The 26,047-nt window shown below is 62.0% G+C and carries 15 protein-coding genes, 1 tRNA gene and 1 pseudogene; 10 read left to right on the forward strand and 7 right to left on the reverse strand.

Annotated features, from left to right (window positions below; genetic code table 11):
• Nucleotides 1–9: 9 nt before the first annotated feature.
• Nucleotides 10–2,184, reverse strand: a complete 2,175-nt coding sequence (locus E5K00_RS01165; protein ID WP_245328276.1) for a GEVED domain-containing protein — start codon at nucleotides 2,182–2,184, stop codon at nucleotides 10–12.
• 251 nt (nucleotides 2,185–2,435) lie between these two features.
• On the opposite strand from E5K00_RS01165, the gene E5K00_RS01170 reads away from it, so the two are divergent.
• Entirely contained in the window at nucleotides 2,436–3,242 is an 807-nt protein-coding gene (locus E5K00_RS01170; RefSeq protein WP_135460854.1) for an SDR family oxidoreductase, read from the forward strand.
• An 80-nt stretch (nucleotides 3,243–3,322) separates the two neighbouring features.
• Here the strand turns inward: E5K00_RS01170 and E5K00_RS01175 are convergent, their stop codons facing one another.
• A complete protein-coding gene (locus tag E5K00_RS01175; RefSeq protein WP_167856697.1) occupies nucleotides 3,323–4,030 on the reverse strand; it encodes a tetratricopeptide repeat protein in 708 nt (235 codons plus the stop codon).
• Between the two features lie 80 nt (nucleotides 4,031–4,110).
• Between E5K00_RS01175 and E5K00_RS01180 the strand changes: the two genes are divergently transcribed.
• From E5K00_RS01180 to E5K00_RS01190, 3 genes and pseudogenes are all read left to right on the forward strand, one after another.
• Nucleotides 4,111–4,186 (forward strand) — tRNA-Lys (locus E5K00_RS01180).
• Nucleotides 4,187–4,342: 156 nt separating this feature from the next.
• On the forward strand, nucleotides 4,343–4,645 hold the full coding sequence (locus E5K00_RS01185; RefSeq protein ID WP_135460859.1) for a transposase: 303 nt from the start codon (nucleotides 4,343–4,345) through the stop codon (nucleotides 4,643–4,645).
• A gap of 293 nt (nucleotides 4,646–4,938) precedes the next feature.
• A pseudogene (locus tag E5K00_RS01190) lies at nucleotides 4,939–5,445 on the forward strand (IS3 family transposase); the annotation flags it as partial.
• A gap of 47 nt (nucleotides 5,446–5,492) precedes the next feature.
• Here E5K00_RS01190 and E5K00_RS01195 read toward each other — a convergent pair.
• The 3 genes from E5K00_RS01195 to E5K00_RS01205 are packed head-to-tail and all read right to left on the reverse strand — an operon-like array spanning nucleotide 5,493 to nucleotide 10,458.
• Entirely contained in the window at nucleotides 5,493–7,646 is a 2,154-nt protein-coding gene (locus tag E5K00_RS01195; RefSeq protein ID WP_135460862.1) for a DEAD/DEAH box helicase, read from the reverse strand.
• A 5-nt stretch (nucleotides 7,647–7,651) separates the two neighbouring features.
• Nucleotides 7,652–8,977 carry an ATP-binding protein gene (locus E5K00_RS01200; protein ID WP_135460864.1) on the reverse strand — a complete coding sequence of 442 codons (1,326 nt, stop codon included), beginning with the start codon at nucleotides 8,975–8,977 and terminating at the stop codon, nucleotides 7,652–7,654.
• Nucleotides 8,971–10,458, reverse strand: a complete 1,488-nt coding sequence (locus E5K00_RS01205; RefSeq protein ID WP_167856698.1) for a tellurite resistance TerB C-terminal domain-containing protein — start codon at nucleotides 10,456–10,458, stop codon at nucleotides 8,971–8,973. The genes E5K00_RS01200 and E5K00_RS01205 overlap by 7 nt, the downstream gene beginning before the upstream one ends.
• Nucleotides 10,459–10,860: 402 nt before the next feature.
• Here E5K00_RS01205 and E5K00_RS01210 point away from each other — a divergent pair, with 402 nt between their 5' ends.
• From E5K00_RS01210 to E5K00_RS01225, 4 genes are read left to right on the forward strand one after another with little or no spacing between them, the layout of a single operon-like run.
• Nucleotides 10,861–12,330 carry a DUF3375 family protein gene (locus E5K00_RS01210; protein WP_135460868.1) on the forward strand — a complete coding sequence of 490 codons (1,470 nt, stop codon included), beginning with the start codon at nucleotides 10,861–10,863 and terminating at the stop codon, nucleotides 12,328–12,330.
• A 12-nt stretch (nucleotides 12,331–12,342) separates the two neighbouring features.
• Nucleotides 12,343–12,927, forward strand: coding sequence for a DUF4194 domain-containing protein (locus tag E5K00_RS01215; protein ID WP_135460870.1), 585 nt, complete (start codon nucleotides 12,343–12,345; stop codon nucleotides 12,925–12,927).
• On the forward strand, nucleotides 12,911–16,324 hold the full coding sequence (locus tag E5K00_RS01220; protein ID WP_135460872.1) for an ATP-binding protein: 3,414 nt from the start codon (nucleotides 12,911–12,913) through the stop codon (nucleotides 16,322–16,324). Before E5K00_RS01215 ends, E5K00_RS01220 begins: the two co-directional genes overlap by 17 nt.
• Nucleotides 16,321–17,499, forward strand: coding sequence for a Wadjet anti-phage system protein JetD domain-containing protein (locus E5K00_RS01225; RefSeq protein ID WP_135460874.1), 1,179 nt, complete (start codon nucleotides 16,321–16,323; stop codon nucleotides 17,497–17,499). The genes E5K00_RS01220 and E5K00_RS01225 overlap by 4 nt, the downstream gene beginning before the upstream one ends.
• A 31-nt stretch (nucleotides 17,500–17,530) precedes the next feature.
• Here the strand turns inward: E5K00_RS01225 and E5K00_RS01230 are convergent, their stop codons facing one another.
• Entirely contained in the window at nucleotides 17,531–18,892 is a 1,362-nt protein-coding gene (locus tag E5K00_RS01230; RefSeq protein WP_135460876.1) for an McrC family protein, read from the reverse strand.
• Nucleotides 18,893–18,902: 10 nt separating this feature from the next.
• Complete coding sequence (locus tag E5K00_RS01235) at nucleotides 18,903–20,906, reverse strand: AAA family ATPase (protein ID WP_210114265.1); 2,004 nt, start codon at nucleotides 20,904–20,906, stop codon at nucleotides 18,903–18,905.
• A 689-nt stretch (nucleotides 20,907–21,595) separates the two neighbouring features.
• Between E5K00_RS01235 and E5K00_RS01240 the strand changes: the two genes are divergently transcribed.
• A complete protein-coding gene (locus tag E5K00_RS01240; protein WP_167856699.1) occupies nucleotides 21,596–23,368 on the forward strand; it encodes a T9SS type A sorting domain-containing protein in 1,773 nt (590 codons plus the stop codon).
• Nucleotides 23,369–23,599: 231 nt separating this feature from the next.
• Nucleotides 23,600–26,044 carry a phosphoenolpyruvate synthase gene (ppsA, locus tag E5K00_RS01245; RefSeq protein ID WP_135460882.1) on the forward strand — a complete coding sequence of 815 codons (2,445 nt, stop codon included), beginning with the start codon at nucleotides 23,600–23,602 and terminating at the stop codon, nucleotides 26,042–26,044.
• The last annotated feature ends 3 nt before the right edge of the window (nucleotides 26,045–26,047 follow it).

Here is a 26,047-nt window from a genome sequence, read left to right on the forward strand (position 1 = left end):
AAGGCCGGACTAGTCGCGCTCCACGCGCCGGATGGCCGTCTGGCCGGCGGCATCCGTCAGCCGGAGCACGTACAGGCCCCGGGGCAGCGCCGCCAGGTCTAGGGTGGCCTCCGTGGTGGAACTCAGGCGCAGGGTGGTGGTGCGCAACTCGGCGCCCAGCACGTTGAGCACCGCTACGGTGTAGGTGCCGGCCGCCGCGGCGTCGGCCAGGCGCAGGTGCACCAGGCCCGCCGTGGGGTTCGGAAACAGGCTCAGGGAGGGCAGCTGCCGAGCCTCGGCGGTGCTGTTTACCAGGTCAATGCGCACCGAGTAGTCTTCTGTTTCGGCGTTGGCCTGGTTTTGCACGCAGGCCTGCGCCTGGTTGGCGTTGGCCCGCATCACGATGCGCATCCGGGTAAAGCCCAGCGCGGCGGCCGTGTTCGGAATGGTAAAGACGTTGGCGGAATTGATGTTGGACGTGCCGTTGACCAGCAGCTCACTGGCGTCGAAGGTGCCGTTGCGGTTCACGTCCAGCCACATCGAGGTGGTGCGCTGAAAGCTCAGGTTGGCCGTGGTGCTCAGCGTGTACGACTGTCCCTGACGCAGATTAATGGTCTGGCTGACGTAGTTGCCGTAGCCCCCGGCATCGGCGCCAGACGGGTTGGCAAACGACACCGTAGGCCCCGTCACCGACGTTACGCCCACGTTCGTAAGCCACACGTTGTTGTTCAGGCCGTTGGAGGCGCAGTAGGTCAGGCAGGGCACCGAAACGGTCAGGTAGTTGGCCCGGGTCACGGTGTTGGTGCCGAAGGCGTTGGTGGCCGTCAGCGTCACGGCATAAGTGCCCGAGGCTGTGTACTGGTGCGAGGGGTTCTGCTGGGTGCTGGTCGTGTTGTCGCCGAAGTTCCACAGCCAGGAAGTCGGGGCGTTCTGGCTCTGGTCGGTAAACTGCACCGGGTTCACGCAGCTGGTGGGCACGTAGCTGGAGGTGAAGGCCGCCACTGGCGGGTTGGTATTGGGCCGCACCGTCACGGTGTAGTCTTCGGCCTGGCCCAGCTGGGGCGGGGCGCAGGGCCCGGCCGGGGCACCCACGTAATCGGAGATGACGCGCAGGCGCAGGGGCTGGTTTTTCACGGCCGTGGCCGGAATCAGCACGGTGCCCGTGGGGTTGGTGCGGTTCAGGGCCGTAAAGAGCAGTTCGTTGGCGCCGAAGCTGCCGTCGTTGTTCAGATCCAGCCACACGCGCGTATCCTGCGGGTTGCTGGGCCCCGTCGTCACGCTGACCGCGTAGGAGTTGCCCTCGGTCAGGTCCACGCGGCTGGCGCAGGTAAAGTCTTCGTAGCCGGCCTGGCCGTTGGCGGAAGCCTTGCTCAGGCTGCCCAGGGCAAACTGCGTGATGCCGTAGCCGCAGCAGTAGGCCGTGGTGGCCGGCGTGCAGCTGGCCGCTACCGGTACCGCCGCGTTGTAGGTCACGTAGTTCGTGCGGGTGCGGGTGCTGGTGCCCGCCGCGTTGGTGGCCGTCAGCGTCACGGTGTAGGTGCCGGCCGTGGCGTAGCAGTGGCTGGGGCTTTGCAGGTTACTGGTGGTGTTGTCGCCGAAATTCCACAGCCAGGTGGTGGGCGAGTTCTGGGTCTGGTCGGTAAACTGCACGCAACCCGAGCAGGTCAGCGTCTGGTCGGCCACAAACTCGGCCACCGGCGCCACCGAGCTGACGGCCGCCGTCACGGCGTAGTCTTCCGTCTGCGAATACTGCGGGGCCGAGCACGGGGTCGGAATGGGGGAGTTGCTGTAGTCGGCGGCCACGCGCATACGCAGGCGGGTGCCGATGGTGGTGCCCACGGGCAGGCGCACCGTGCCGGTATGCACTTTCTTGGCGTCCGAGCTGAACACCAACTCGGTGGTGGCGTTGAGCGCGCCGTCGTTGTTGAGGTCAATCCAGACCCGCACGTTTTCGTTCGTGTTGGTGTTGGTGCGCACCGTAATAGGGTAGTCGGCCCCCACGTTCAGCAGGGTGCCGCCGGAGCAGGAGTAGTCGCGGTAGCCATCCTGCACGCCCGCCGTCGTGTTGTTGATGGTGCCCAGCGTCACGTTCAGGATTCCCATTCCGAAGGGGTAGCTGCTGCTCGGGGCCGAGCCCGGCGTGCAGGCCGAGGTGGCCGCGGGGCACTGCGCCTGCGCCCGGCCGCCACTCAGCGCCAGAACCATTGCCAAAGAACACTGAAAAACCGGCGCCCAGCGCCGCACGCGTAGAGGTTGCATCATAGTAACGACCCGGAAGAGAAGGATTTTTCCGTCCCTAAATGTAGCGACTAAATCCAATTCCGGAAATAGGCCAACGGTGTCTCTGCAAATTGAAATAGTGGGCTTGCAAATCCCGGCAAACGCCCAAAAAGCCGTAGTTTTGCCTTGTCCGGCAGCGTAAAGTGTAGCCGGCAATCATCCAACTTTAGCGTTATATGAAAGGAAAAGTGGTGCTTATCACGGGGGCCACCTCCGGCATTGGGCGGGCCTGCGCCCTGGTGTTTGGGCAGGCCGGCGCGCAAGTCGTTGTCACCGGGCGCGACGAAGCCCGCCTGGCGGCCACTGCCGCCGAGCTGACCCAGCACGGTATTGCCCACCGCACCGTGCGCGCCGACGTCGGCGTGGAGGCCGATTCGGCGCGGGCCGTGGCCGAAACCATTGCCGCCTTCGGCCGCCTCGACGTGCTGATCAACAATGCCGGCATTTCGATGCGGGCCATGTTCCAGGATGCCGACCTGGACGTGATTCGCCGGCTGATGCAAACCAACTTTTTCGGTACGGTCTACACCACCAAGTTTGCCCTGCCGCACCTGCTGGCTGCCAAGGGTTCCATCGTGGGCATTTCCAGCATTGCCGGCTACCGGGGGTTGCCGGGCCGCACAGGCTATTCGGCCTCCAAGTTTGCCATGCAGGGCTTTCTGGAAGCGCTGCGCACCGAGCTGCTGCCCCAGGGCGTGCACGTGCTGGTGGCCTGCCCCGGCTTCACGGCGTCCAACATCCGCCAAACCGCCCTGGCCGCCGACGGCTCCGCCCAGGGCGAGTCGCCGCGCGACGAAGGCAAGATGATGACCAGCGAGGAAGTGGCCCACCACCTGCTGCAAGCCGTGCAGCAGCGCCGCCGCGACTTGGTGCTCACGGCCCAGGGCAAGCTCACCGTCTTCCTCAACAAATGGCTGCCCGGCCTGGCCGATAAGCTGGTGCTAAACCACTTCCGCAAAGAAGAAGGCTCGCCGGTGAAGTAAGCGGCGAAACAAGATGCACAAGGCCCGGCAAGTATTTGCCGGGCCTTTTTCGTGGCCGTCAGCTATACCGCCGCGGGCGGTTAGTCGAGCAGCAGCAGGTCGTCGCGGCGGATGTAGGCGTCGCGGTTGCGCCATTCCACGCGGTACCAGATATCCTGTTGGTTGCGCACCAGCAGCCGGTCGCCGGCCCGGGCCGTGGTCAGCCAGGTGGCGCCGGCGCTGGGTCCGCTCATCAGGGCGGCGTGGGGCCGGGCCACCAGGCCTACCTGGCTGAAGCGCAGAAAGTTCAGGTAAAACCCTACTGCTGCCAGGTATATCCCATATACTACCCACCACGGCCGCGTCGTGCGGGGCCGCATCAGCAACAGCACCCCGCCCAGCACGGCCCCAATCAGCAGGCCCTGCAATATGAGATAGTAGTAGCGGCGAAAAGTAATCAGCAACTTGGTGCGCCAGGTATCGGGGTAGCCGGCCAGCCGGTTGCTCTGGGCCAGTTCCGTCATCTTGTGCCAGGTAGCATGGCTGGGCTTGCGGCGGTGCGCCAGGCTCAGATAATACAGGGCCGCCGGGTAATGCCCCAGCCCTTCCTGGATGTAGGCCATGCGCACCAGCGCCCGGGCCGACGTAAACCCCTGCCGCAGCTCCTGCCGGTAAAGCGGATACGCGGCCTCGTAGCGGCCCCGCGCAAACAGCGAGTCGGCTTTTTCAATGGCGGGGCTACTGTTTTGACTGCTAGCTTCTTGAATAGTGAGCCAGGAGCACAGGAAAAAAAAGAAGGCGTTTTTCAACAAAGCATTTGGAATGTTACGCGGGTACCTCTACTTTTGCATCCGCAATCAGGGAAGATAGTTCCCGAGTGCAAATAAACGATTCTGTAGCTCAGCTGGTAGAGCAGTACACTTTTAATGTACGGGTCCTGGGTTCGAATCCCAGCGGGATCACCAAAACCCTCGATTGCAAGCTGCAGTCGAGGGTTTTCTGTTACTGGGGCCGTGAGTGGGACCGTGCAAGCATGATGCTTTGTTGAAAATACCGGGTACGGTGGCAAGTGAGGTGGTCCAGTTGAGCCGGACAGAATTCGGACGTACTTTCCCTTTGTCATGGCAAGTACGTTGCACATCAGTCAGCCGGATAAGCGGCGCAAATACGACGAGGCGCTCAAGACCGAAGCGTTGCGTCTAGCTCGAGAAAGCCGTTCAACGCGTGCGGCGGCGCAGCAATTAGGCATCAGCGAGACGCTGCTCTACCGCTGGCGGCGGGCACAAGCCGAAGCAGAAGCCGGTAGTACGGCGCAGGCGCAAGACCCCGAGTGGCGCGCGTTGCGGGCGCAGAATCAGCGCCTGGAGCGGGAGGTGGCCGTTTTAAAAAAAGCCTTAGCCATCTTCAGCCGCGAGACGCCGTGAGCCGCTACTGCTTCATCGACCGGCACCGCCACCACGGGCCGGTACGCGCGCTGTGCACCCTGCTGCAGGTGGCTCCGAGTAGTCTCTACTACTATGCCTGGCGGCAGCGGCGTGGGCAGCCGGCCCCGGCCTGGGAGCGAGCCGCAGCCGGCGCGTGCCGAGGTGCATGCCGCAGGCCACCGGGCGGGCCGCCCACGGCCTGCGGGCTTAGCAACCCCGCTGCTTCGTACCGCGCACGACCGATTCCGGTCAGCGTGTAGCGCCGAACTGCTTGCTGGGTCAGCCCCACTGCCCCCAACCGGGTCTGGGTGGGCGACAGTACCTGCTTGCCTGAGCAGGGCGGCGGCTGGTTGTACCTGGCCAGTTGGCAGGATGCCTGCTCGCGCAAAATCGTGGGCTGGGATTTGCGCGCAACCATGCCCGAAGACTTGGTGAGCGAGGCGCTGTGCCGCGCTTTGGTGGTACGCCAACCGCCGGCCGGGCTCGTCGGATACTCCGACCAAGGCAGCCAATACACGGCCACACGCTTTCGCGACCTGCTGGTCAAACACGGTGCTACGCAAAGCATGAGCCGAAGGGGCAACTGCTATGACAACGCGCAAGCCGAATCCTTTTGGAGCCGGCTCAAAACCGAACTGCTCGACGGCGGTAGCTTCCCCGGCCTCGAAGAAGTGCGCCTCGAGCTGGCGCACTACATGGCCTACTACAACGGCGAGCGGCGTCACTCCGCCCTCGGCTACGACTCGCCCAACCACTTTGAAACCTACTTTCAACCCACGTCCGAAAAGTGTCCAGCTTAGCTAAACCACCTCATAATGACCCGGATTGGAATGCTTAATACCTTCGTCTAGCTATTGCTAGCATTAAGTGAACTTACTACTTCCGTTTTTTCCAAGAACTCCGCCGCGCCCCCGAAATCAAAATAGCGTTCCTTCAGGATGGCTACCTGGAACTGCAGCGGCAGCGCTTCTCCCCACTTGGCAAACTCCAGCAACCCAGGATTATTGGCAATTGCATCTTGCAGATGGAAGTCCACGTCTAAGGCGAAGAGGCGCAGTTGCTCAAATAAATCATTCAGCAGCGCGGGCGTCACGGATAACGTCAGGCTGCTTTTGCGCTCATCTGCGACGAACTCGATATCAAGGCATTGAAGTAGAAAGGTAAGGCTGCGGTTGATTTTGGTGCCGTTGAATGTGAAGAGAGTTAGTTTATCTTCCTGCACCAGTACCGGACGCATGGGCCCCACCTCCGGTGGAAGCCCACAGCCGGCAAATTCCTGCCGCAAGACGCGCAGGGCTTCCCGCCCGGCTTCGTCCAGCTCAGGCGGCACCGCCTTAGTGCTCAGCAACTGCAGCATCTGCTCCCGGATGCGCGGATGCACTACTCCGCCACCGCCAAAGAACATGGGCTTTTTGCCATCGTGGGCAGGCACCACTTCCACGCGCTTGGCTGGTACGTCTACGTATTTGATTCTCCAGATGCGCGCTGCCAGTAGCAAGTTCTCGTCGGCCTGCACCTGCGGCGAGAAAGGAATTTCGCCAACCGTCTGGCCAGCGTGTACCACCTTCAACGCCAGCTCGGTTTTAAACACGCTGTAGAAATTCCGCGAGTTGACTACGAACTCCCCATCAACCCCAATAATCAATTCTCCACCTAAGGCTTCTAACCACCCAATGCGGAGTAGTTCTTCCACCACGGCTTCGGCATCGGCCGCAGGTATTTCCGTGAAGGCGGCATTTTGACGCAACTGCATCAGCAAAGCAGCACGGCTACAGCCCGACCGTTCCTTGACGATGGACAGCGCCTGGTGCAGCAGCAGGTCGTAGGGCAGGCGGGCCGTGCGCAGTGGTTCCACAAAGCCTTCCTGGTACAGCTGCCAGCACGCCAGCGACTGGAGCAGGCTCCACGGCTCGGTGGCGTAGAGCAGCAGCTGGCTTTGTTCATCGTTGCGGCGGCCGCTACGACCCACTCGCTGAATTAGCGAGGCGATGGAGTGCGCCGCATCCACCTGGACTACTTTGTCGACCGAGCCGATGTCGATGCCCAACTCGAGGGTGGAGGTGCAGGCAATGCAGAAGGGCTGGCGCTGGTTGTTTTTGGCGAAGTGCTCGACGTACTCGCGTACTTCTTTATGCACCGATGAGTGGTGCGAGAAATAGTACGGGTGGCCTCCCACCCGGTCGGCTATCTGGCGCAGCTTTACGGCAATAACTTCGGCCAGGCCACGGCTGTTGGGGAAGATGAGGGCCTTGCTGGTACTGGTTTGCTTGTAAAGATCTTTGAGCAGCGGCAAGGGCACGTCGCCCCCAGTGTCATTGGCCGGGAAGTACCGGAACTGGGCTACTATGTCCTTGCCAGTGCGGTCGAGCAGCACCTTGGTGCGACTTTCGTCGCCGGTAAAGCGCTTGGCCTCCGAGTAATCACCGATGGTAGCTGATAGTCCCACGACGGCAAACGAACTGGTGGTGTTCACCGCCCGCAGGCGGGCCAATAAGGATTGTAGGTGAATGCCTCGGTCAGTACCCAGGAAGGAATGAATTTCATCGATGACCACGTAGCGCAGGCTGGCAAAGAGCGTCTTCACTTGGTACGGAGCGTTGACGAACATGGCTTCCAGCGACTCCGGCGTAATCAACACGATGCCGGCGGGTTGCTGTAAGAGCTTCTGCTTGGCTGTGCGGCTGGCCTCGCCGTGCCATTTGGTTACCGGCACGTCGAGGTAGCGGCAAAGCTGCTCCACGCGCTGAAACTGGTCGTTGATCAGCGCGATGAGCGGGGAGATGTAGAGCACCGGCACGCCGGCCACTCGAAAATCTACCTTCGAGAGAATCGGCAGAAAAGCCGCCTCTGTTTTGCCGGAAGCGGTGCGCGAGGCCAGCAGGTAGTTATCGTCGGTGGCTAGGATATGCTGAATGGCCGCCGCTTGGATAGGGCGCAACGATTCCCACCGCTGGTCGCGGATGTAGCGGCGGACGGGCTCCGCCAGCAGTTCATACGACATCGGAATCAGAGCACTTCGATGCTGTCGAGCAGGGCATCGACGGCAGTTTCGTCGGGGCGCTCGTCGCGGATCTGAATGTCGCCAAACAGCTTCCGCTTGTCCAACTCGGGGTTTTGCCGCAGCAAGCTCAGGATGTTCAGGAAGTCGCGGATGACTTCGCGGGGCGTGAGGAATTCGCTGGCGCCGGGCTTGTTGAATATCTCCTCCATGAAGGCCTGAATATCGGCGTCGGAAATGGCGAGCTGGGTTTTGTAGTTGAAATCGAAGATTTCCTTCAGCTTCTGCAGCAGCACGAACACCTCGTTGTGGGTGAGGGGCCGCAAGCGGATAACCGGCTGGGCAAAGTCGCGCACGGCCGCGGTTTCGAATTTGTTGGTTTCCAGCCGGGACTTTAGCGCCTGGTAGCTGAACAAGCCCCGCCGCTCGTTTTCCAGCACCTCGCGGGTGCCGGCGAAGTTGAGGAAGAAGTGGTTGATTTTGCCCTGAAAGCAGTCGTTGTAAATAGTCAGGATCTTCTCGTAGTTCTTCTCCCGCATCACCGCCGTCGAAATCTTATAGAGGTTGATGGCCTCGTCCAGATTGATAATAAAGCCACTATAACCCATGCTCACGAACAACCGGCAGAAATTCTTGAGCATGTCGTAGTAATTCAGGTCGTTGACGATTTCGCGCACGCCTAGATCCTGCCGCGCCTCGGTCTTGGTGCGGTATTCACCCTTCAGCCACTTCAGGGCATTGCGACGCAGCAGGTCGTTATCAGTGATGTAGCCCTCGTAGTATTTCAGCACCACAGTACCGAAATCGAAGCCCCCTACATCGGTCAGCTCCTGAATGGTTTGCATGATGGCCGCCTGCATGCGCGGCAGGTGCTGCGGCTCCCGGGCCTCGGTCAGCGGAATCTGGTGCTGCTGCGCCGTCTGGCTGACCACCTGCTCGATCCACTTCTCTAGCAGCGTGGCTAGTGCCCCACCCTCGGGCTTGGTTTGAATGGCTATGTTGTCCATGATGGCCGAGTAGAGCGCCACTGCCTTGCCGTCGTTGGCGTACAGCCGATTATCGGGCGTGAAGTCGGCGTTGGCCACCACGAACTTCTGCTTCAGCGCCACGGTGTTGAGCAGGTGCAGCATGAACGACTTGCCGGAGCCGAAGTCGCCGATCCAGAACTTGACCATACTATGGCCATTTTTTACGTCGTCGAGCGTGTGCAGAAACGCTTCGATTTCGGGCGAGCGGCCTACGGTGATGTGCTGTACGCCCAGCTTGGGCACGACGCCGCCCAGCAGCGAGTTGATGATGGCCGTGGCCTCTTTGGGTTTGAGGTTGTCTAGCATGGAGTGGTAAGCTGCTGGAAGTAGGGTTCGTAAATCGTGTAATCGTCGCCGCTTTCCTCGATGAGCACGTCATCGAGTAGCTCATAGCAGCCATCATTAATGCTGTCGATGAGCTGATTGCGCAGGGCACCCCGGTCGCGGGCAAATGCTTCTACCTGGGCCTGGGGCAGCGTCAGAGTCGAGTCGGCAAACAAGAGCAGCAACTCCTGCTGGGTAGCCGTCAGCGCGACGGCGCTGCCGAAGCGGCCGGTTGGGGCCGGGGCTGCCACGGTCAGCTGTATTTCGGCTACGTCGGCACTTGGGAGGCCAACGGGCACTGGGGTGGCCGCAGGTGGCGTAAGCACCTCCGGCTCGTCGCGTAGGTATTCGTTGAGCCGCTCAACGGTGCCGGAGTGTTGTTGCCGTACGGCCTGCACGGCGCCCATGTCCAACTGAATTTTCCGGCGCTGCCGGGCATATACCTGCGGTACCTGCTCCAGGGCGCGGGCGAGGTCCTTGTCCCGCGTGAATTGCTGTACGATGGTCTCGAACCGCTCCAGGTGCTCCGGTTGAGCAAACAGGCTTTTCTGGATGGTTTTGGCCAGCTGCTTATTGTTGACAGTGGCCGATTGGAAATCGTGGTGCAGGTAGTGCAGGTACAACCGAAGTGACTCTTCGGGGTCGTGCCGGGCCAGTGTCCGGGAGGCCTCAAAAAAGATATTCTCAACGGCCGGATTGTGGGCATTCAGCTCGCCCAGCCGGTATACGCCCGCCGCGAAACCCGCTGTGTCGTGCGGAAGCTGTGCCGCCAACTGGTCGAAAGCCGTTTTCCAGCGGGTGGTATTCTGGGCGTTCAGGGCCAGTTCGGTAGCGGCGTCGGGGCCAGGAATTCGGGGTGCCAACTCAGGCAGTAGAGCTTGTACCCGATTGCCAAAACGTTGTTGGTAGGCTTGGTCGAGCGACGTGAGCTGGGCGGAAAATTGGCTGCTGATCTTGCGTTTGTGGCCAAATTGCTCACGCACCGCGTTTTCACATTGCTTGAACATGGTCAGGTACACATCGGCGCCGGCCTGCTCACCGGCCGACGTGTACGACCCGCCGCTGTACCAGGAGTATGCCTGCCGATAGGCTTGCTGTGCTTGCGCGTCTAGGGCCTTCACTTCCTGGGCCAGCGTCGAGCCCTCGGCTTTGAACTGGCGTTCCAGCTCTTTGAGCACGGCCACGTAGAGTAGCACCGTAGCCTGCCGGGCGCTCTCGATGGCGAGAAATACGTTGTCTGGGCACCAGAATTTGTTGAGCCAGCTGATTTGCTGCGCCGTCAGCCCGAGCTGTTGGCCGTAAATCTTGCCCAGCTTGGGCGGCGCGTAATCGTAGACCGGGTACGCCGGCGGGGCAGCAGGCGCAGCTGCCGGGGTAGGAACTACCGGCGCTGCCGATACTTGAATTAGAACCGACGCCTGGCCGGTTATATCGACAATAGATGCATCGGCGGGGGCTGACATACTAACGGGCATAGGCGTAGTAGGGCGCGGAGCCTGGGAGGGCGAGGCTGCCGGCGAGGGAGCCATTGGCTTGGCGACGGCGGGCGTAGCCAGAGCCGGAGTTCGCGAAGTAGGTTTAGGCGCAGGCACCGGTTTGGAGCCGACAAACCAGGTAGCCAAAAAAGCCACCGGGGGCAGCAGCAAGGCGAAAATACCCCAGCCCCAGGCCGAGCGGCCACGTTTTTGGGCGCGGGCTGCGCACAGCCAAATCACGCCGATATAGAGTAGCCAATACATCATAGGCACTACATGAATTATCGAGAAATGACCTTTATGGAAGTTGGGCTAAAGTAACTACTTTGTAGCCAGTAGCAACTGATCAGCTAATTCATACTCGAATTATTATTACGTTCTGCACTGTTCATGCCGACCTATCCCGACTACCAGGCATTTTTTCACCCGGAACGGGGCGCCGCTTCGCTTCGCGTGCTGCGGGCCCGCAATGCCGCGCTGATTTTGTGCTTTTTGCAGCAAAGCTTCAAAGCCGAAACCTATAATCCTGTCATCAGCCACGCGGTGTTGCTGGCGCAGCTGACGGATTTTCTCCAGGACTGGAACATTACGGGCGAGGAAGGCGACGTAGCAGCGCTTAGTGCCGCGCCCGAAGAAAAAGCAGCGAAGTTCCTTCGGGACTGGGTGCAGCAGGGCTACCTGACGCTTTATACCGATGATCAGGGAGAAGACCAGCACTGCCTGACGCCCGCCCTGGAAAGCGTACTCGACTGGGTAACCTCCCAGCTCACCAAGCGTTCCTTCGTGGGCACTGAATCCCGGTTTCTGGATATCCTCCAAAAGCTGCGGGAGTTGGTGCGCGAGTCGCAAAACGACTGGGAAGCCCGCGTGGCCGAGCTGGAAACCCAGCGCGCTGACCTGGACCGGCAGATCCGGGAGCTGAAGCTCACCCGCACGGTGCAGCCCTTCGAGGACTATCAGGTCAAGGAGCGTTTCGAGGCGGTGAATGCACTGGCGCGTAGCCTGCTGAAGGACTTTCGGGAAGTGGAAGGCAACTTCCGGCACATCACGCAGCAGATTTACCAGGAACAGACCACCCGGCCCCACACCAAAGGCAGCCTGCTGACCCTGGCGCTGGATGCGCTGGATGAGCTGCGCCAGACCGACCAGGGGCGCAGCTTCGACGCCTTCTACCAGCACCTGAACGACCCGCGTCAGAAAGCCGAGCTGGACGAGCTGATCCGTCAGGTATTCGACCTGCTACAGGCCCGCGACATCGCGCCCGGCGACGCGCAGCTGCTGCGCAAAATAAAGTCGCACCTGCTGGGGGAGGGGCAGAAGGTCAATACGGCCTTTCAGCTGCTGGCGCGGAAGCTGGAGAAGATAGTGGCGGAGAAGAACCTGCAGGACCGGCGCCAGTCGCTGGCGCTCATGCGTGATATCCGTGGGCTGGCCTTTGAGGTGATGGACCGGCCACCCCCGCCAACCGAGGTGTTTCTGGAGCTGGATGGCCGGGCTGAGTATTGCGCCACCGCCGCGGAAGTGTCGCTGAAACCGCGGCAGGAGACCATTACGGCCCGCGAGCTACGTCTGGCCGCCCCGGAAGACGCGCCCGACCTGACAGCCCTGGTGAACCGGCGGGTTATAGATAAGTCCGTGCTCATCGGCCAGATTCAAGCCCTGCTGCTTCAGCAAAGCCAGGTAAGCTTGCAGCAGGTAGTGCAAACCTTCGGGCTGCGGTATGGGCTGACCGAACTGCTGGCCTACGGGAGCATCGCGGCGGCTTCGGCCAAGCACCTGATTCGGGATGAGCAGAAAGTGCTGTTCGACCTGGGTGAGGGCCGGGCCTGCGAGTTTCCAGAGCTAATCTTTTGTCGTTAATCAGATCATGGTATGGCTAAACCTTACGCCTCCGTTATCATTCGCTTGTTGCAGAGCCACGCACTCTACACCGATGATCATCCTTACTGGGACCTGTTGCAAAAGCACGAGCGGGCCGTACGGGCGCATTTTGAGGACATCGGCGTAGAAGTCGAGCTGAACGCCAACCAAGGGTATGCCCGGCTGGTGCAGCCTGAGCGCGGCCCCGACGATGAGGACGCGCCCCTGAAGCTGCTGCGCCGCATTCCGCTCAACTACGAACAAAGCCTGCTGTGCGTGGTGCTGCGCGAGTGGCTGGAGGAGCACGAAAGCAGCCCCACGGCCGGTAGCCTCCGCCTGTTCGTAACCCGGGCCGACGTGCGGGAGCGGGTGGAGCTGTTCTTTCAGCAGCAGCCCAATCAGAAGGCGCAGCTCAGCCGTCTCGATGAGCTGATCGGCAAGCTGGAAAGCCACGGGTTCCTGAAAACCACCCGGCGCGACGACCTGCAGCCCGACCAGACGCAATACGAAGTGAAGCCTCTGCTCAAGGCTAAAATCAGCCTATCGAAACTCGAAGAATTTCGCCTCCGCTTGCAAGCCTATGTTGAGTCTGTTTGATACCGGAAAAGAGCAGGCCGGCTACCGGCTCAAAACCCTGGAGCTGTTTAACTGGGGCACGTTTCACGAAGGCAGTTCCGGGCAGGACATCTGGAGCGTGGGGCCCGACGCGCAGAATTCCTTGCTGACGGGAGCCAACGGCTCGGGCAAAACCACCCTCGTCGATGGGCTGCTGGCCCTGTTGGTAAGCCCTAAAAAGCGGTTTTTCAATCAGTCGTCGGGGGCACAGAGTACAAAGGAGCGCACGGAAGAATCGTACGTGGAAGGCCATTACGGCCGCACGCAGGGGGAAGAGCAGGCGCACTCGCGGGTGGAAAAGCTGCGCCAGCGCGGCACTACTTACTCCGTCGTGCTGGGCGTGTTCGTCAATGAGCAGGCCAGCCCGGTGACGCTGGCGCAGGTGCGCTGGTTCAGCCAGGGGCAGCTGCAACGGCGGTTTCTGGTGGCCCGGCAGGAGCTGAGCATTGCCGAGCACATTCGCTTCGATTCCGGCGGGCAGTGGTTGCGGCAGCTCAAAAATCAGCCTGTGGGTAAGTCGCTCGAGGTATTCGACGGCTTCTCCCGCTACGCCGAACGGTTCCGGCAGCTGTTTGGCATGCGCAGCGAAAAGGCGCTGACTTTGTTCAACCAGACCGTCGGCATGAAGGTGCTGGGTAATTTGGACGAATTTATTCGGGCCAACATGCTGGAGGATAACACTGCCGAAGCCGCTTTCGACAAGCTGCTGACCAGCTATCAGACCCTGCTGGCGTCGTACCAGGCGCTGGAAAAAGCCCGCACGCAGCTGGACCTGCTGCAGCCCATCCACGACCTCAGTCGCAGCTACGACGACCTAGAGCAGCTGCTGGAGCACACACGATACCAGCAGCAGTGGCTGCCGGCTTGGTGGGCCCGTGAGCAGGTATCCATCTGGACTGCGGAGCTGGCTCGGCAGGACGAGGAGCTGGACCGGCTGCAACGTGAGCTGGCGCAGCACGAAAACGCCTGGGACACCACGGACGCGCAGCGCCTGGACCTGGAACGGCAGTGGGCCGCGAATGATATGCTCCGCCTGATTCAGGACCTGGCGCGTGATATTGATGCCGCTGAAAAAGAAAAGGCAGGCAAGGAGCGGAAGCTGCAAGACTACAATGCCCTGGCGCGGCAGCTGACATTGCCTACCGACCCCGACGACGCCATCTTCCGCCAGAGCCTGGCCCAGCTACGCACCCTAAGCGCCGCCACTGAGCAGCACCTGGAGGACATGAAGGAGCAGCAGATGCACGGGCGCATCCGGCAGCAACAGCTGCAAACGGAATATGACCATCTGCTGGCTGAAATCGAGCAGCTGCGCGGCAGTGCCGGCAAGATTACGGGCCGGGTGGCCGAAATTCGGCAGGAACTATTGCAGGCGGTGCGGGCCACCGAATCTCAGATTCCATTCGCGGCCGAGGTGATGCAGGTGCGCGCCGAAGATAAAGACCGGTGGAACGACGCGGTGGAGAAAAAGCTGCACAGCTTCGGGTTGAGCCTACTGGTGCCGCCCGCGCTGTATTCGGCCGTCAACGCCTACGTGCACGCCCAGCGCAACCTGCGCGGCAAGATCGTCTACCATCAGGTAGACTCCACGGCTTTCCGGCTGCCGCCCGCCGATGAGCGGATGCTGGTAGCCCGGCTGGAATTCAACCCCCAAAGTCCTTACGCCGACTGGGTGGAGCAGCACGTCGCCAGCCGCTTCGATTACGTGTGCGTGACGGAGCAGGCGGCTTTTGAGCGGCTCGGCAAGGCGCTGCTGCCCTCCGGCCTCAGCCGCAACAAGAACCGCCACGAACGGGACGATACCCAGCACCGCCACATTCTGGGCTGGGACAACCGGGAACTGCGGCGCGAGCTGGAAGGCCGCGCCCGCGCCGTCAGTGCCGAAATCGACCAGACCACCCAGCAGCTGGCCCAGCTTGGCAAGCAGCTGAAACAGCTGGAGCAGCGACGGCACCAACTGGAGCGGCTAACCGAATTTCGGGACTTCGCGGAGCTGGACTGGCAAGCCGTGGTATTGCGCGTGGAAAAGCTGCTGACCCGCAGGCGCGAGCTGGAATACGCCAACGCGCCCCTGCGCGTTATGGAGGAGCAGCTAGCCCAAGTGAAAGCCGAACTTAAAAAAATAGATGACCTGCGTACGGCTACCAACAAGAAAATCGGCGAAACCGAAGCCGGTTTGAAACTACTGCGTACGGAGCGCGAAAAGCAGCAGCAGAAGGTGGAACGCTACGACGAGCCGGCGCTGACGGCCGCGCTGGCAGCCTTGCAGGAGCTAACCGCGCCGCTGGCTGGGCAGGTGACTTATCTTACCTTCGACGACCAAAAAAACCAGCTGGAAATAGGCCTAGGTGCCCGCCTGACCGCCTTACAGCAGGAAAGCAGCCAGATGGCCAGGCAGCTGCAGCGGCGTATGGATGCGTTCCTGCGGCCCGGCAAGGCCGTGACGGAGAAGTTCGCGGACTGGAGCAGCGACCTGCACGAGTGGACCAACGAGCTAAACCGCCGGTCTGACTACCTCGCCCTGTACGAGCAACTGCGGGAAGAGCAGCTAGCCACGCTCGAGCTGCGCTTTCGCGAGGAGTTCAAGCGCGGCGTCACCAACGCACTGACCGATTACTGCGGCTCCTTGGAGCAGCAGCACGAACACATCTGCGAAACCATCGAGCAGATCAATCGGTCCTTGCGCGACATCACCTTTAACCTCGCCCCCGATACGTACATCCAGCTGGAGCGCACCAATACCCGCCGGCCCCGCGTCCACGAGTTTCGCTTTATCGATATGCCCAGCTGGCAGCCCGACCGCACGCAGCTGGCCCTGGCTTCCGACCCCAAGCAGGCCGAAATCGACCATTTCGTGCAGCACATCCAGCCCTTCATTCGGCAGCTGCAGGAAAATGAGAAGTGGCGGCAGGAAGTAACCGACGTGCGCAACTGGTCCGACTTCAAAGCCCGTGAGTACTACAAGGCGGAGAACAAGCCGTTTCGGGTGTACGAAAACTCCGGCAGCCTCTCCGGCGGCGAAGCAGCCCAACTGGCCTACACGGTGCTGGGTGCGGCCATTGCCTACCAGTTCGGCATGAATCAGGCCACCAACCCGTGGAAATCGTTCCGCTTTATCGTCGTCGACGAAGCCTTCAGCAAGCTCGACGAAGACAAGTCGAAGTACCTGCTGCAGCTCTGCCGTAGCCTGGGTCTGCAACTGATGGTCGTCACGCCGCTGACCTCTATTCATCTGGTGGAAAAAGATGTATCGGTTATCCACTGGGTTACCAAGGCCAAGCACCACAAAGACTGCTCCGTGGTGCGCGACATTCCCATCCTGGAGTACCACCAGAAAAAAGAAGTACTGCTGGCCGCCGAAGCTGAACTGGAGTCATGATAACTTTGCCCGAGCTGCGGCGCAAAGCTGCGCGCCATTACCCCGCGCTGCTGGAGGCGTATTTCACGGAACAGGAGCTGTTTCCGCTTTCCGTGCGCGTGAGCAAAGCTGTGGACCGCTCCCAGGGCCCCGAACACATTTACGCCCAACAGGCGGAGCTGCTGCTACACTCCAAAGCCCGCACCGGCCGCGGCTATTCGCTGGATTTGAAGCTTAACCGCAAGACCCGGCAAAGCGAAATCAGCCGCATCTATTTTGAAACGGCCCCCGACTTGCTCGACTTCACCGACAAGACCGCCGAGTACGCGGATTTCCGGCGCGACGTGGAGCTGATCCGAACTACGGTGCCGCAGCTGGCAGAATACGTAGCCCGGCGGCCGATGCTGGTGGTCGAACAGGCAGAGTGCTGGCCGGAGCTGCTGCACGTGTGCGCCTATTTTCAGCAGTGCCCGCAGCCCCGGCAGTACGTGCGCAATCTGCCGCTGGCCTTATCCACCAAGTTCATTGAGCGTAATCAGAGCGTACTGCGCGGGTTGCTGGATTTTCTTATTCCGGACTTTGTCCGGGAAGGCGAAGAAGACTTCTTTCGCCGGTTTCACTTGGAAGTCGAAGAGCCCAGCGTGAAGATGCGCTTCCTGGATGCGGCCCTGCGGCTGCACCCGGCCGTGTCGCAGCTGAGCTTGTGGGCAAGTGAGTTTCGCCAGCTCGATTTGCCCGTTGAGCGCGTCTACATCATCGAAAACCTGACCTCTTTCTTGAGCTTCCCGGCCGTGCCGGGCGGCCTAGCTCTGTGGGGCGGCGGCTTCGCCGTCAGCCTGCTGTCCGGCGCCGATTGGCTGCGCGACAAGCAGCTGTTTTACTGGGGCGACATTGACGTACATGGTTTTCAGATTCTCGCACAAGCCAGGGCGCACTACCCAGCCTTGCAATCCATTCTGATGGATGAGCAAGCGTTTCGCCGCTTCCACCAGAACGAAACCGGCGGGGCATTCCAGTCAATGGACCTGCCAGTATTGACTTTTGAAGAAAACCGCCTGTACCAGAGGCTGCTACACGGCAACGGCCGCCTGGAGCAAGAGAAGCTGCCGGCCGAATACGTAGCTGCTGCCGTGGCTGCTACCGCTCCAGCCGATGAGACACAGCCTGGTACATTGGTGGCCGGAACAGTAAGCTGAACGCTCTTCACTCAGCCCCGAGGAATATCATTCAACCGGCATCGGCCCCAGACAAGCCAGCACCACCCGGTAGCCACGTGGCTAAGTCCTGGGTGAGAGAGCAGCGCAGCAGGTTGCTGACCGGGTCAACATCGGTAGCGAGGCCAGCGGCCGGTTCGTGCCCGACGCGGACGTAGGAGATGCCGCAGTGAATCGGGTGGGCACCGGCGCCCTCCACGAACAGCGGCCGCGCAAACAAGCCTTCCACGCCCGATTCGGTACCGGGCTGGGGGTAGAGCAGCCGTACCCGCGTGGCCCCGAACTGGTGGGCGTAGGCAAACAGCTGGCGCAGGTCGTCTTCGGCGTAATAGCCGTCGGGGCGCTTCCACTTGGCATCGAGCACCAGGCAGCCGTGCGCGGGGTGCTCCAGCACGATGTCGGGCTGCATCCGGCTGACCGTGGTACCGGCCGCATCCTGCCAGAACACGCACTTGGGCGGCTTGCCGACGTGCCAGTCCGCCGGGGCCAGGCGCCGGATGGTGCGCAGCAGGTATCTCTCCCAGATGCGGTTCATGTTGAAGAACAGGGCCACTAGGTCCTGTGGGCCGCTGTGCAGGTCGGGGCTGAGGCGCAGTAGCAGCAGGCGGGCGATGCGCAGGGCGGGGCGGTAGGCGGCGGTTTTACGGTCGTAGCGTAGGCGGGCAAATAAGGCGGCGGTGGGGCGCACGGCCGGTAGCTCGGGCCAGGCTAGCAGGGCGCGGGCGGCCCGGCCCCGCAGCCCGGGGTGGGGCGTGAGGGTAGGCAGCAGCGCCAATGCCTGCCGCAGCAGCCGGTGGAGCAGGTGGTCGTGGTCGTAGGTCTGGTGGCGGGTATAGAACCGCTCCCGGTGCACCGCGTTGCGACTCAGGTGCTGCCCAAACAGCAGGGTACCCTTCAGAGCTTTTACCTGGCCCTCGTGGGCACGGTAGCGCTTCACCAGCCCACGCCGCAGCAGGTGCTCGACTTCGGTCAGAAACAGGGCCAGGTACAGGTCGAGCAGGCTGTGGGGCCGCTCGTGCAGCAGGGCCGTGTGCAGCGAATCGACGGGCAGCAGTCCGGCTTCGGCCAGCAGCCGCAGCAGCAGGCGGCGCCACCGGTCGAAGTCCTCGTTGGGCGCGGTGGCCGCGTCGGGCACGGCATCGGCCTTGGGCAGCACCTCGATGGTCAGGTCGCCGGCCTGCACCACGCCCACGTAGTGTTTGAAACGGATGGCACGGTGCCGCACGTCGTAGTAGCGGCGGCCCGGGCCGGTGCGGTGGTAGCGCAGCAGCGCCTCAAAGTGACTTTCCCGAAACTCGGCCCGCTCCTCGCCGGTGCCCTGCTGGTCGCCGATGGTCAGGATGCTGTGCTCCAGCACCCGCATGATGCGCGGCATGGCGGCGGGGCTAGATGGTGGCCGGATATAAGCTGCGGAAAGCTTCCGCGTCCCACTTGTCAGGCTCGATAAGGCGGTACAAGGGCTTGTCGTGCAGGCCCGCGCTGTCGTAGCCCTTGAACGGGGCCAATGGATAGCGGCCAGCCGCGCTACGGGGCAGGGTCGTCACAAACTTCTCGCCCAGTACCAGGCCAATTTTGCCCCAATCGCCGAAGAAATACTCCTGCAGCAGCGGCACGATGTTGCGCGCAAACGCGGTGCGCAGGCTTGCCAGGTCGGGCTCGTCCAGCAGCAGCAGGGCGTGGCCCAGACAATGGTCGTGGTCGAGGAGCTGCTCCAGCCGGCTGTTGAGCACTTCCAAGATGCGGGCCACGTCGATGGCCGCCGCGCCTTCGCCAATCACGCCGTTGGTACCTATCTGCTCGCGGATGACCTGGGCCTTGGGCTGCATTTCGGTGAAGCTGAAGCGGCGGCGCAGGGCCGTATCGAGGGCTTCCACTGAGCGGTCGGCGGTGTTCATGGTGCCGATGAGGTAGAGGTTGGGCGGCACTGTGAAATCGGCTTTGGAGTAGGGCAGGCGGGCCGTCAGCCGCTCGGGCCGACCGGCGCGCTTGCCTTCTTCCAGCAGCGTAATCAGCTCCCCGAAGATGCTGGCCACATTGCCGCGGTTGATTTCATCGATGATGAGCACGAAGCGCGGGGCCTGGGCGAAGTCAGCGGGAGTCAGCTTATCGTAATTGAAGTCTTGCGCTGTTTCCGCTGCTATTGTCGGATCAATCACAGCAAGCTGTAATGCTTCGCCAATGCTTACCTGTGCATTTTGGGTTGGGTTATCTTCCTGTGATTGGGTTCGAAACTTTAAAAATTCCCGGAAGGCTGCCCAATAAACTGTACGGTCTCGCCCGTGATCAACTATAATCTGATTTTCACCAATCTCATTATCCTCAGATAACATGTTACTATCATAAATTTTCCGAAGCCCTTTTCTGGTTACCTGTAAGCGGTTATTTGATTTGCCATTTTCATACTTGAAGTAAGTCGTGCCGTCCTCTTTGATGTGTTGCAGAAATAATGATTTGTTCGTCTTGGTGTGGAAAATAACTTCTTCGCCGACATTATCTTTTGTCCGCAGACTTTCAATAAACCGTTCAAATATGGTGTCAAAATCCAAGGCTGCGGTTTGCGGGATACTGGCGGCTTCTGCCAGCCGTTGCTGCCGTTGCAGGTGTAACGCATATATGCTGCGTTGCGACATCACCTTAAAAATACCATCAGCTATAATGTAACCTATATCCCGGCTGGTTTCCTTGGTGGCATCCACAATATCATCCGTAAGCACCGGCTTAATGCCTTCGACAAAATCCTCGTAGCTGAACGCTTGGTGAAACGTAACGAACTGAATGCGGCCGGCCTGCTGGTACTCGTCGTAACGGGCGCGCAGCCTTTCGTGGGTATCATATTTCGCCTTCGTCTCGTCTTCCGTCAGGCGCTCCAGCAGACTGACGGCGCAGAGGGCCGTGTGGTAGGTTTTGCCGGTGCCGGGCGGGCCGTAGAGAATCTGGTTGAGCGGTTGGCGCATAGAATTGGGAATGGGCAGGTCGTCTTCGTTATCAGGGGTGGCTAGCACAGGCTGCATACCGGCAGCTTGTAGCGACTCGTCGCGTAGCTTTTCGGCAATGACGAAAGCGTGCAGAATCTTTTCGAATACCAGTGTTTTCAGGGCTACGCGGCTGGTGGCATCGGCCTGGGACTTCAGGTCGGCCAGCGGCAGGCGGGCCAGGGTAAGCCATTCGCCGCTGAGCGTGGGATGTTTAAACAGCGGATCGGGAAACGCACCTTGCAGCGCCTGTCGGATGTCGGCGGCCAGTTGGTCGGTCTGGGCTACCGTGCGCAGTTCCTTGGCGGTGCGGCCCCGGCCAAACCAGCGGTTCTTGCCGCCTTCGTTGTTGCCCAGCTTGAAACTCAGGTACACGAAGTCCTTATCCTGTGGCAGTAGATACAGCGGAAAGCCCACAATGCGGAAGTCGGCGCCGGTGCCCAGCGCCAGAAAGGTGCCGGGAAATTTTTTGCTTTCTGCGGTACTCCAGGTGTAAAAGCCGAAAAATAGCGGTTCCGTCTGCCCGCCGTGCGTCCAGCTGAATAGCAGGGGCGTCTTGGCGGCGGCCTCGTTGCGAATCGAGTAGTTCTGGTAGATTACCTGGACCGGCTGCACCGGAATGGTATTATCGGCGAGCAGGCTTTTGAGCTGCTGTAAAGTTGAAGTAGTTATCCGACGGAGAGGGGGCATATCAATCAGCTAATCCGAGGTAAGATATACAGACTATTGGTGGCCCGAAATAAAAAGGGCGTCATGCTGAGCGCAGTCGAAGCATCTGCCGAGAGGTCCGGCCCCGGAACAAGCAAAAATCATGTGTTCTGAGACAGGTGCACAGGGCCGGTAGCGTGATACTTGTCAGGACGCCGCGTGACGTTTATCATGCCCGTTACAAAGCGGGCAGGCTAAGTTGCGGGGGTAGTTTTCAGTCTGCTCCACCGGTTTTCGGTGCCTGCCTGCCGGTGCGGCAACACTTCTGCCCGCGCTGCTACTGGCTGAGAACCCCAATAATCAATGCTTCGCCACCCCATCGGTAGCGGGTAGTTGGCCCCGGCAGGGTGATGCTCCGGCGGAACGTCGTGCTACTCGTCCTTCTCACGCCCTACGCCATGACAACTCTCGCCCATTTCTCCGCCCTTAGCCGCCGCGGGTGGCTGCGCGGCTTGCTGATACTGCTTGGGGCACTAATAGCTGCCCCCAGCCTAGCCCAGACGCCGGCCTGGCAAATGGCCCAGCTGCTGAGCACCCGGACCATAGCCGGCGCTACGGCCACCGATGCCGCCGGCAACGTGTACTTGGCCGGTTCTTTCGTGGGCTCCGCCACCTTCGGTACCACCACCCTGAATGCCCAGAATGCCGCCGATACCGACGTGTTTGTGGCGAAGTGGAGCCCGGCCACCGGCTGCTTCGTTTGGGCCCGCCGCGCCGGTGGGAGTAGCTCAGAGCGGGCCACCGCCCTGGCCGTAAACGGCAACCAGGTGTACGTGCTGGGTACCTTCAGCAGCGCTACGGCGGCTTTTGGCAACACCACGCTGACCAATAGCAGCGCCGACGGCAACCAGGCCGACATATTCGTGGCCAAGCTCACGGACGCGGGAGCCACGGCTGACTTCACCTGGGCCCAGGCCGGCGGCGGCCCCGGCCTGGACTATGCCACGGGCCTGGCCCTGACGGGTAACAGCGTATATATAGCGGGGTATTTCGAGGGCAGCACGGTGCGCTTTGGCTCCACCGCCCTGTTCAATAGTAATCCTATGCCCAGCGGCCCGGCTACCTCCGAGGTGTACGTGGCCAAGCTGGCGGATGCCGGCAGCACGGCCAGCTTCAACTGGGCCGTCCGGATAGGAGGGCAGGGCAGTGAACAGGCCTTTGGGCTGGCCGCCAGCGGCTCCAACCTGTACGTCGTGGGATACTTTGACAGCCAATCCGTGCGGTACGGCTGCACGCTTTGCATCAGCAACCTGATCAGTGCCGGCGGGGCAGATGCCTTCGTGGGCAAGCTCACGGATGCGGGCACCGGGGCCACGTTTGGGTGGGTGCAGGGCATTGGCGGCAGCGGCAGCGAAGTTGCCCTGGCCGTGGCCGCGCAGCAGGACGAGGTGTACGTAACGGGCGCTTTTAGTAGCCCGACGCTAGGTTTGGGAGCTACCACCCTGGCCAATTCCGGCTTGTCTAACGCGTTTATAACCAAACTCACCGACAACGGGGCGACCATGAGCTTCCGGTGGGCCGAGGCAATAGGCAGCGTTGGCCTGGGTATAACGCTGCCCCAGACCCTGCGCGTGCAGGGCCCGGCCGTGTACGTGGCGGGCTCCTTTACGGGCGCTACGGCCCGCTTCGGCGGTTATTCTCTGGCAAATTCGGGCTCCATTGGTACCGACGACGTGTTCGTCGCCGGCTGGACCGACACGGGAGCCAGCAGCAGCGTGGCCTGGGTGGCGCAGGCCGGGGGCGTCGGCAACGACCAGGTGTTTGATCTGGCGCTGCACAATACCAGCCTCTTTCTGACGGGCGTAGCCATTCTGCCCGCGCGGTTTGGTCCGCTGGTACCGGCGGGCCCGGCGGGCAGCCAGTTTGGCTTTTTTGCCCAGCTGGCCGCCCCGGTGCTGGCCCTGGCGCCCCCGCTGCCGCTGCCGGGCCTGGAGCTGTATCCCAACCCGGCCCAGCACAGCCTAACGATAGAGGTAGTGGCCCCGGCGGGACCCGTTCGCCTGACGCTGGGCGACGCGCAAGGCCGCGTGGTGCGCCCTGCGGCCGTGCTGCTACCCGACGCCTCGGGCCAGCGGTACCGGATTTCTTTGGCGGGCCTGGCTCCCGGACTGTATCTGGCTACGGTGCAGTCTGGCTCACGCCAGATCGTGCGCCGGCTGCTCGTTCAGTAGGACCGGGCCCCGCCGCGCGTGCTCCGCGTGACTGGGCACCCTGCGGGCTGCCATAGATCAGGCGGGCAGATGACGTTGGTCATACCGCGCGGCCGCGCCGGCGGCGAAATTGGACCTGGTATTTCGCCCGGCTGGTAGCAAGTAAGGAACGGATGCCAATCGGGCAGCTGGCCGTAGGGCCGGCCGCCTGACGCGCTGCCGTCGGTTGTCCCACCTCTTTCCTTCGTACTCATGAGCCAACTGCCTTTTACCTTGTCTTTTAGCGAGCTTGACAACCGGCAGGTAGCGCTGGTGGGCGGCAAAAATGCTTCGCTCGGGGAGCTGTTTACCCAGCTGGCAACGCAGGGAATCCGGGTGCCGGACGGGTTTGCCACCACGGCCGCGGCCTACCGGTTGTTTCTAAACGAAAACCACCTGCGCGAGCCGCTGGCAGCGCTTATGGCGCAGGTCGACGGGCAGGAATTCTCCAACATCCAATCTGTGGGGATGCAGGCCCGGGCCCTGGTGCAGGCGGCCCCGCTGCCGGCCCAGGTTGCGGAGGCCATTGGCCGGGCCTATCAGGCCCTGAGCGCCGGGCAGGCCGAGCCGCTGGCGGTGGCCGTGCGCAGCAGCGCCACGGCCGAAGACCTGCCCACGGCCAGCTTTGCCGGGCAGCACGACTCGTTTCTGAACGTGCGCGGCGAGGCCGCGCTGCTGCAGGCCTGCCGGCAGTGCTACGTGTCATTGTTCAACGACCGGGCCATCAAGTACCGGCTGCAGCACGGCTTCGACCATTTGCAGGTAGCTCTGTCGGTGGGCGTGCAGCGCATGGTGCGCTCCGACCTGGCCTCGGCTGGGGTGGCCTTCACCATCGAGCCCGAAACCGGCCACGAGCAGCTGCTGTACCTGACTGGCAGCTGGGGCCTGGGCGAAAACGTGGTGCAAGGCGCCGTTAACCCCGACGAGTTTTACCTGTTTAAGCCCGCCCTGCGGCAGGGCAACCGGGGGCTCGTCACCAAAAAGCTGGGCGACAAGGCCAAAACCATGCGCTACGCCCAGGATGCCCGCGCCGGCACCACCGGCATCGAAAACACCGACACCCCGCCCGAGAAGCGGTCTGAGTTTGTCCTGACCGACGCGGAAGCCGGGCAGCTGGGGCGCTGGCTGCTGCTGATTGAGGACCACTACGGCATGCCCATGGACGTGGAGTGGGCCAAGGACGGGCTGACGGGCGAGCTGTTTATCGTGCAGGCCCGCCCCGAAACCGTGCACCACGGCCGTCAGGCCCTGCGCCTGCACGAGTACCACCTGCGCGGCACCGGCCCGCTGCTGGCTACCGGCAAGGCCGTGGGCTCCCAGATTGTGGCCGGCGTGGCCCGCCTGATTGCCTCGCCCGCCGAGGGCCACCGCCTGCAGCCGGGCGAAATCCTGGTGACGGACAGCACCAGCCCCGATTGGAACGTCATTCTGAAAAAGGCCTCGGTCATCGTCACCAACAAGGGTGGGCGCACCAGCCACGCGGCCATCGTGGCCCGGGAGCTGGGCCTGTCGGCCGTGGTGGGCACGCTGCATGCCACCGAGCACATCCGGGACGGGCAGCTCATCACCGTGTCCTGCGCCGAGGGCGACGAGGGAAAGATATTTGCCGGGCAGCTGCCCTGGGATGAAACCGACCTGGATTTGGAGCACGTGGCCCAGCCCCGCACCCAGGCCATGCTCATCCTGGCCGACCCCGACCGCGCCCTGCAATTGGCCCGCTACCCCAGCCAGGGCGTGGGCCTGATGCGGATGGAGTTCGTCATCAACAACGCCATCCGCATTCACCCCATGGCCCTGGTCGAATTTGATAAGCTGCGGGATGCGGCGGCCCGGGCCGAAATCGAGCAGCTCACGGCCCACTACGCCAGCAAGCCCGAGTACTTCGTCGATAAGCTCAGCCAGGCCATCGGGCTGGTGGCGGCGGCTTTCTACCCGCGCCCGGTCATTGTGCGCATGAGCGACTTCAAAACCAACGAGTACGCGGGCCTGGTGGGTGGGCGGCAGTTTGAGCCCGAGGAGGAAAACCCGATGCTGGGCTTCCGCGGGGCCGCGCGCTACGACAGCCCGCAGTACCGTGAAGGGTTCCGGCTGGAGTGCCAGGCCCTGCACCGGGTGCGCCACGAGATGGGCCTGACCAACGTGAAGGCCATGATTCCGTTTTGCCGCACCGTGGCCGAGGGCTGCCGGGTGGTGAAGCTCATGGAAGAGTTTGGCCTGCCGCGCGGGCCGGAAGGAGTGGAAATCTACGTGATGGCCGAAATTCCGAGCAACGTGATTCTGGCCGAGGACTTTGCCCGGGTGTTCGACGGCTTCAGCATCGGCTCCAACGACCTGACCCAGCTCACCCTGGGCCTCGACCGGGACTCGGCCATCGTCAGCCCGCTGTTTGATGAGCGCAACCCGGCCGTGCTGCGGCTGCTCAGCCAGGTGATCCGGGCGGCCAAAGCCTATGGCCGGCCCATCGGCCTGTGCGGGCAGGCCCCCAGCGACTACCCCGATTTTGCCCGCTTCCTGGTCGAGCAGGGCATCGACAGCATTTCCTTCACCCCCGATGCGCTGCTCCCGGGCATGGCCAACATGGTGCAGGCCGAACAGCAGCTGGCCCGCAGCGCCTCACCGCAGCCAATAGCTCATCCCGTGGGTGCCCTGCCAGCCTGAGCT

Source organism: Hymenobacter aquaticus (assembly GCF_004765605.1).
GTDB lineage: Bacteria > Bacteroidota > Bacteroidia > Cytophagales > Hymenobacteraceae > Hymenobacter > Hymenobacter aquaticus.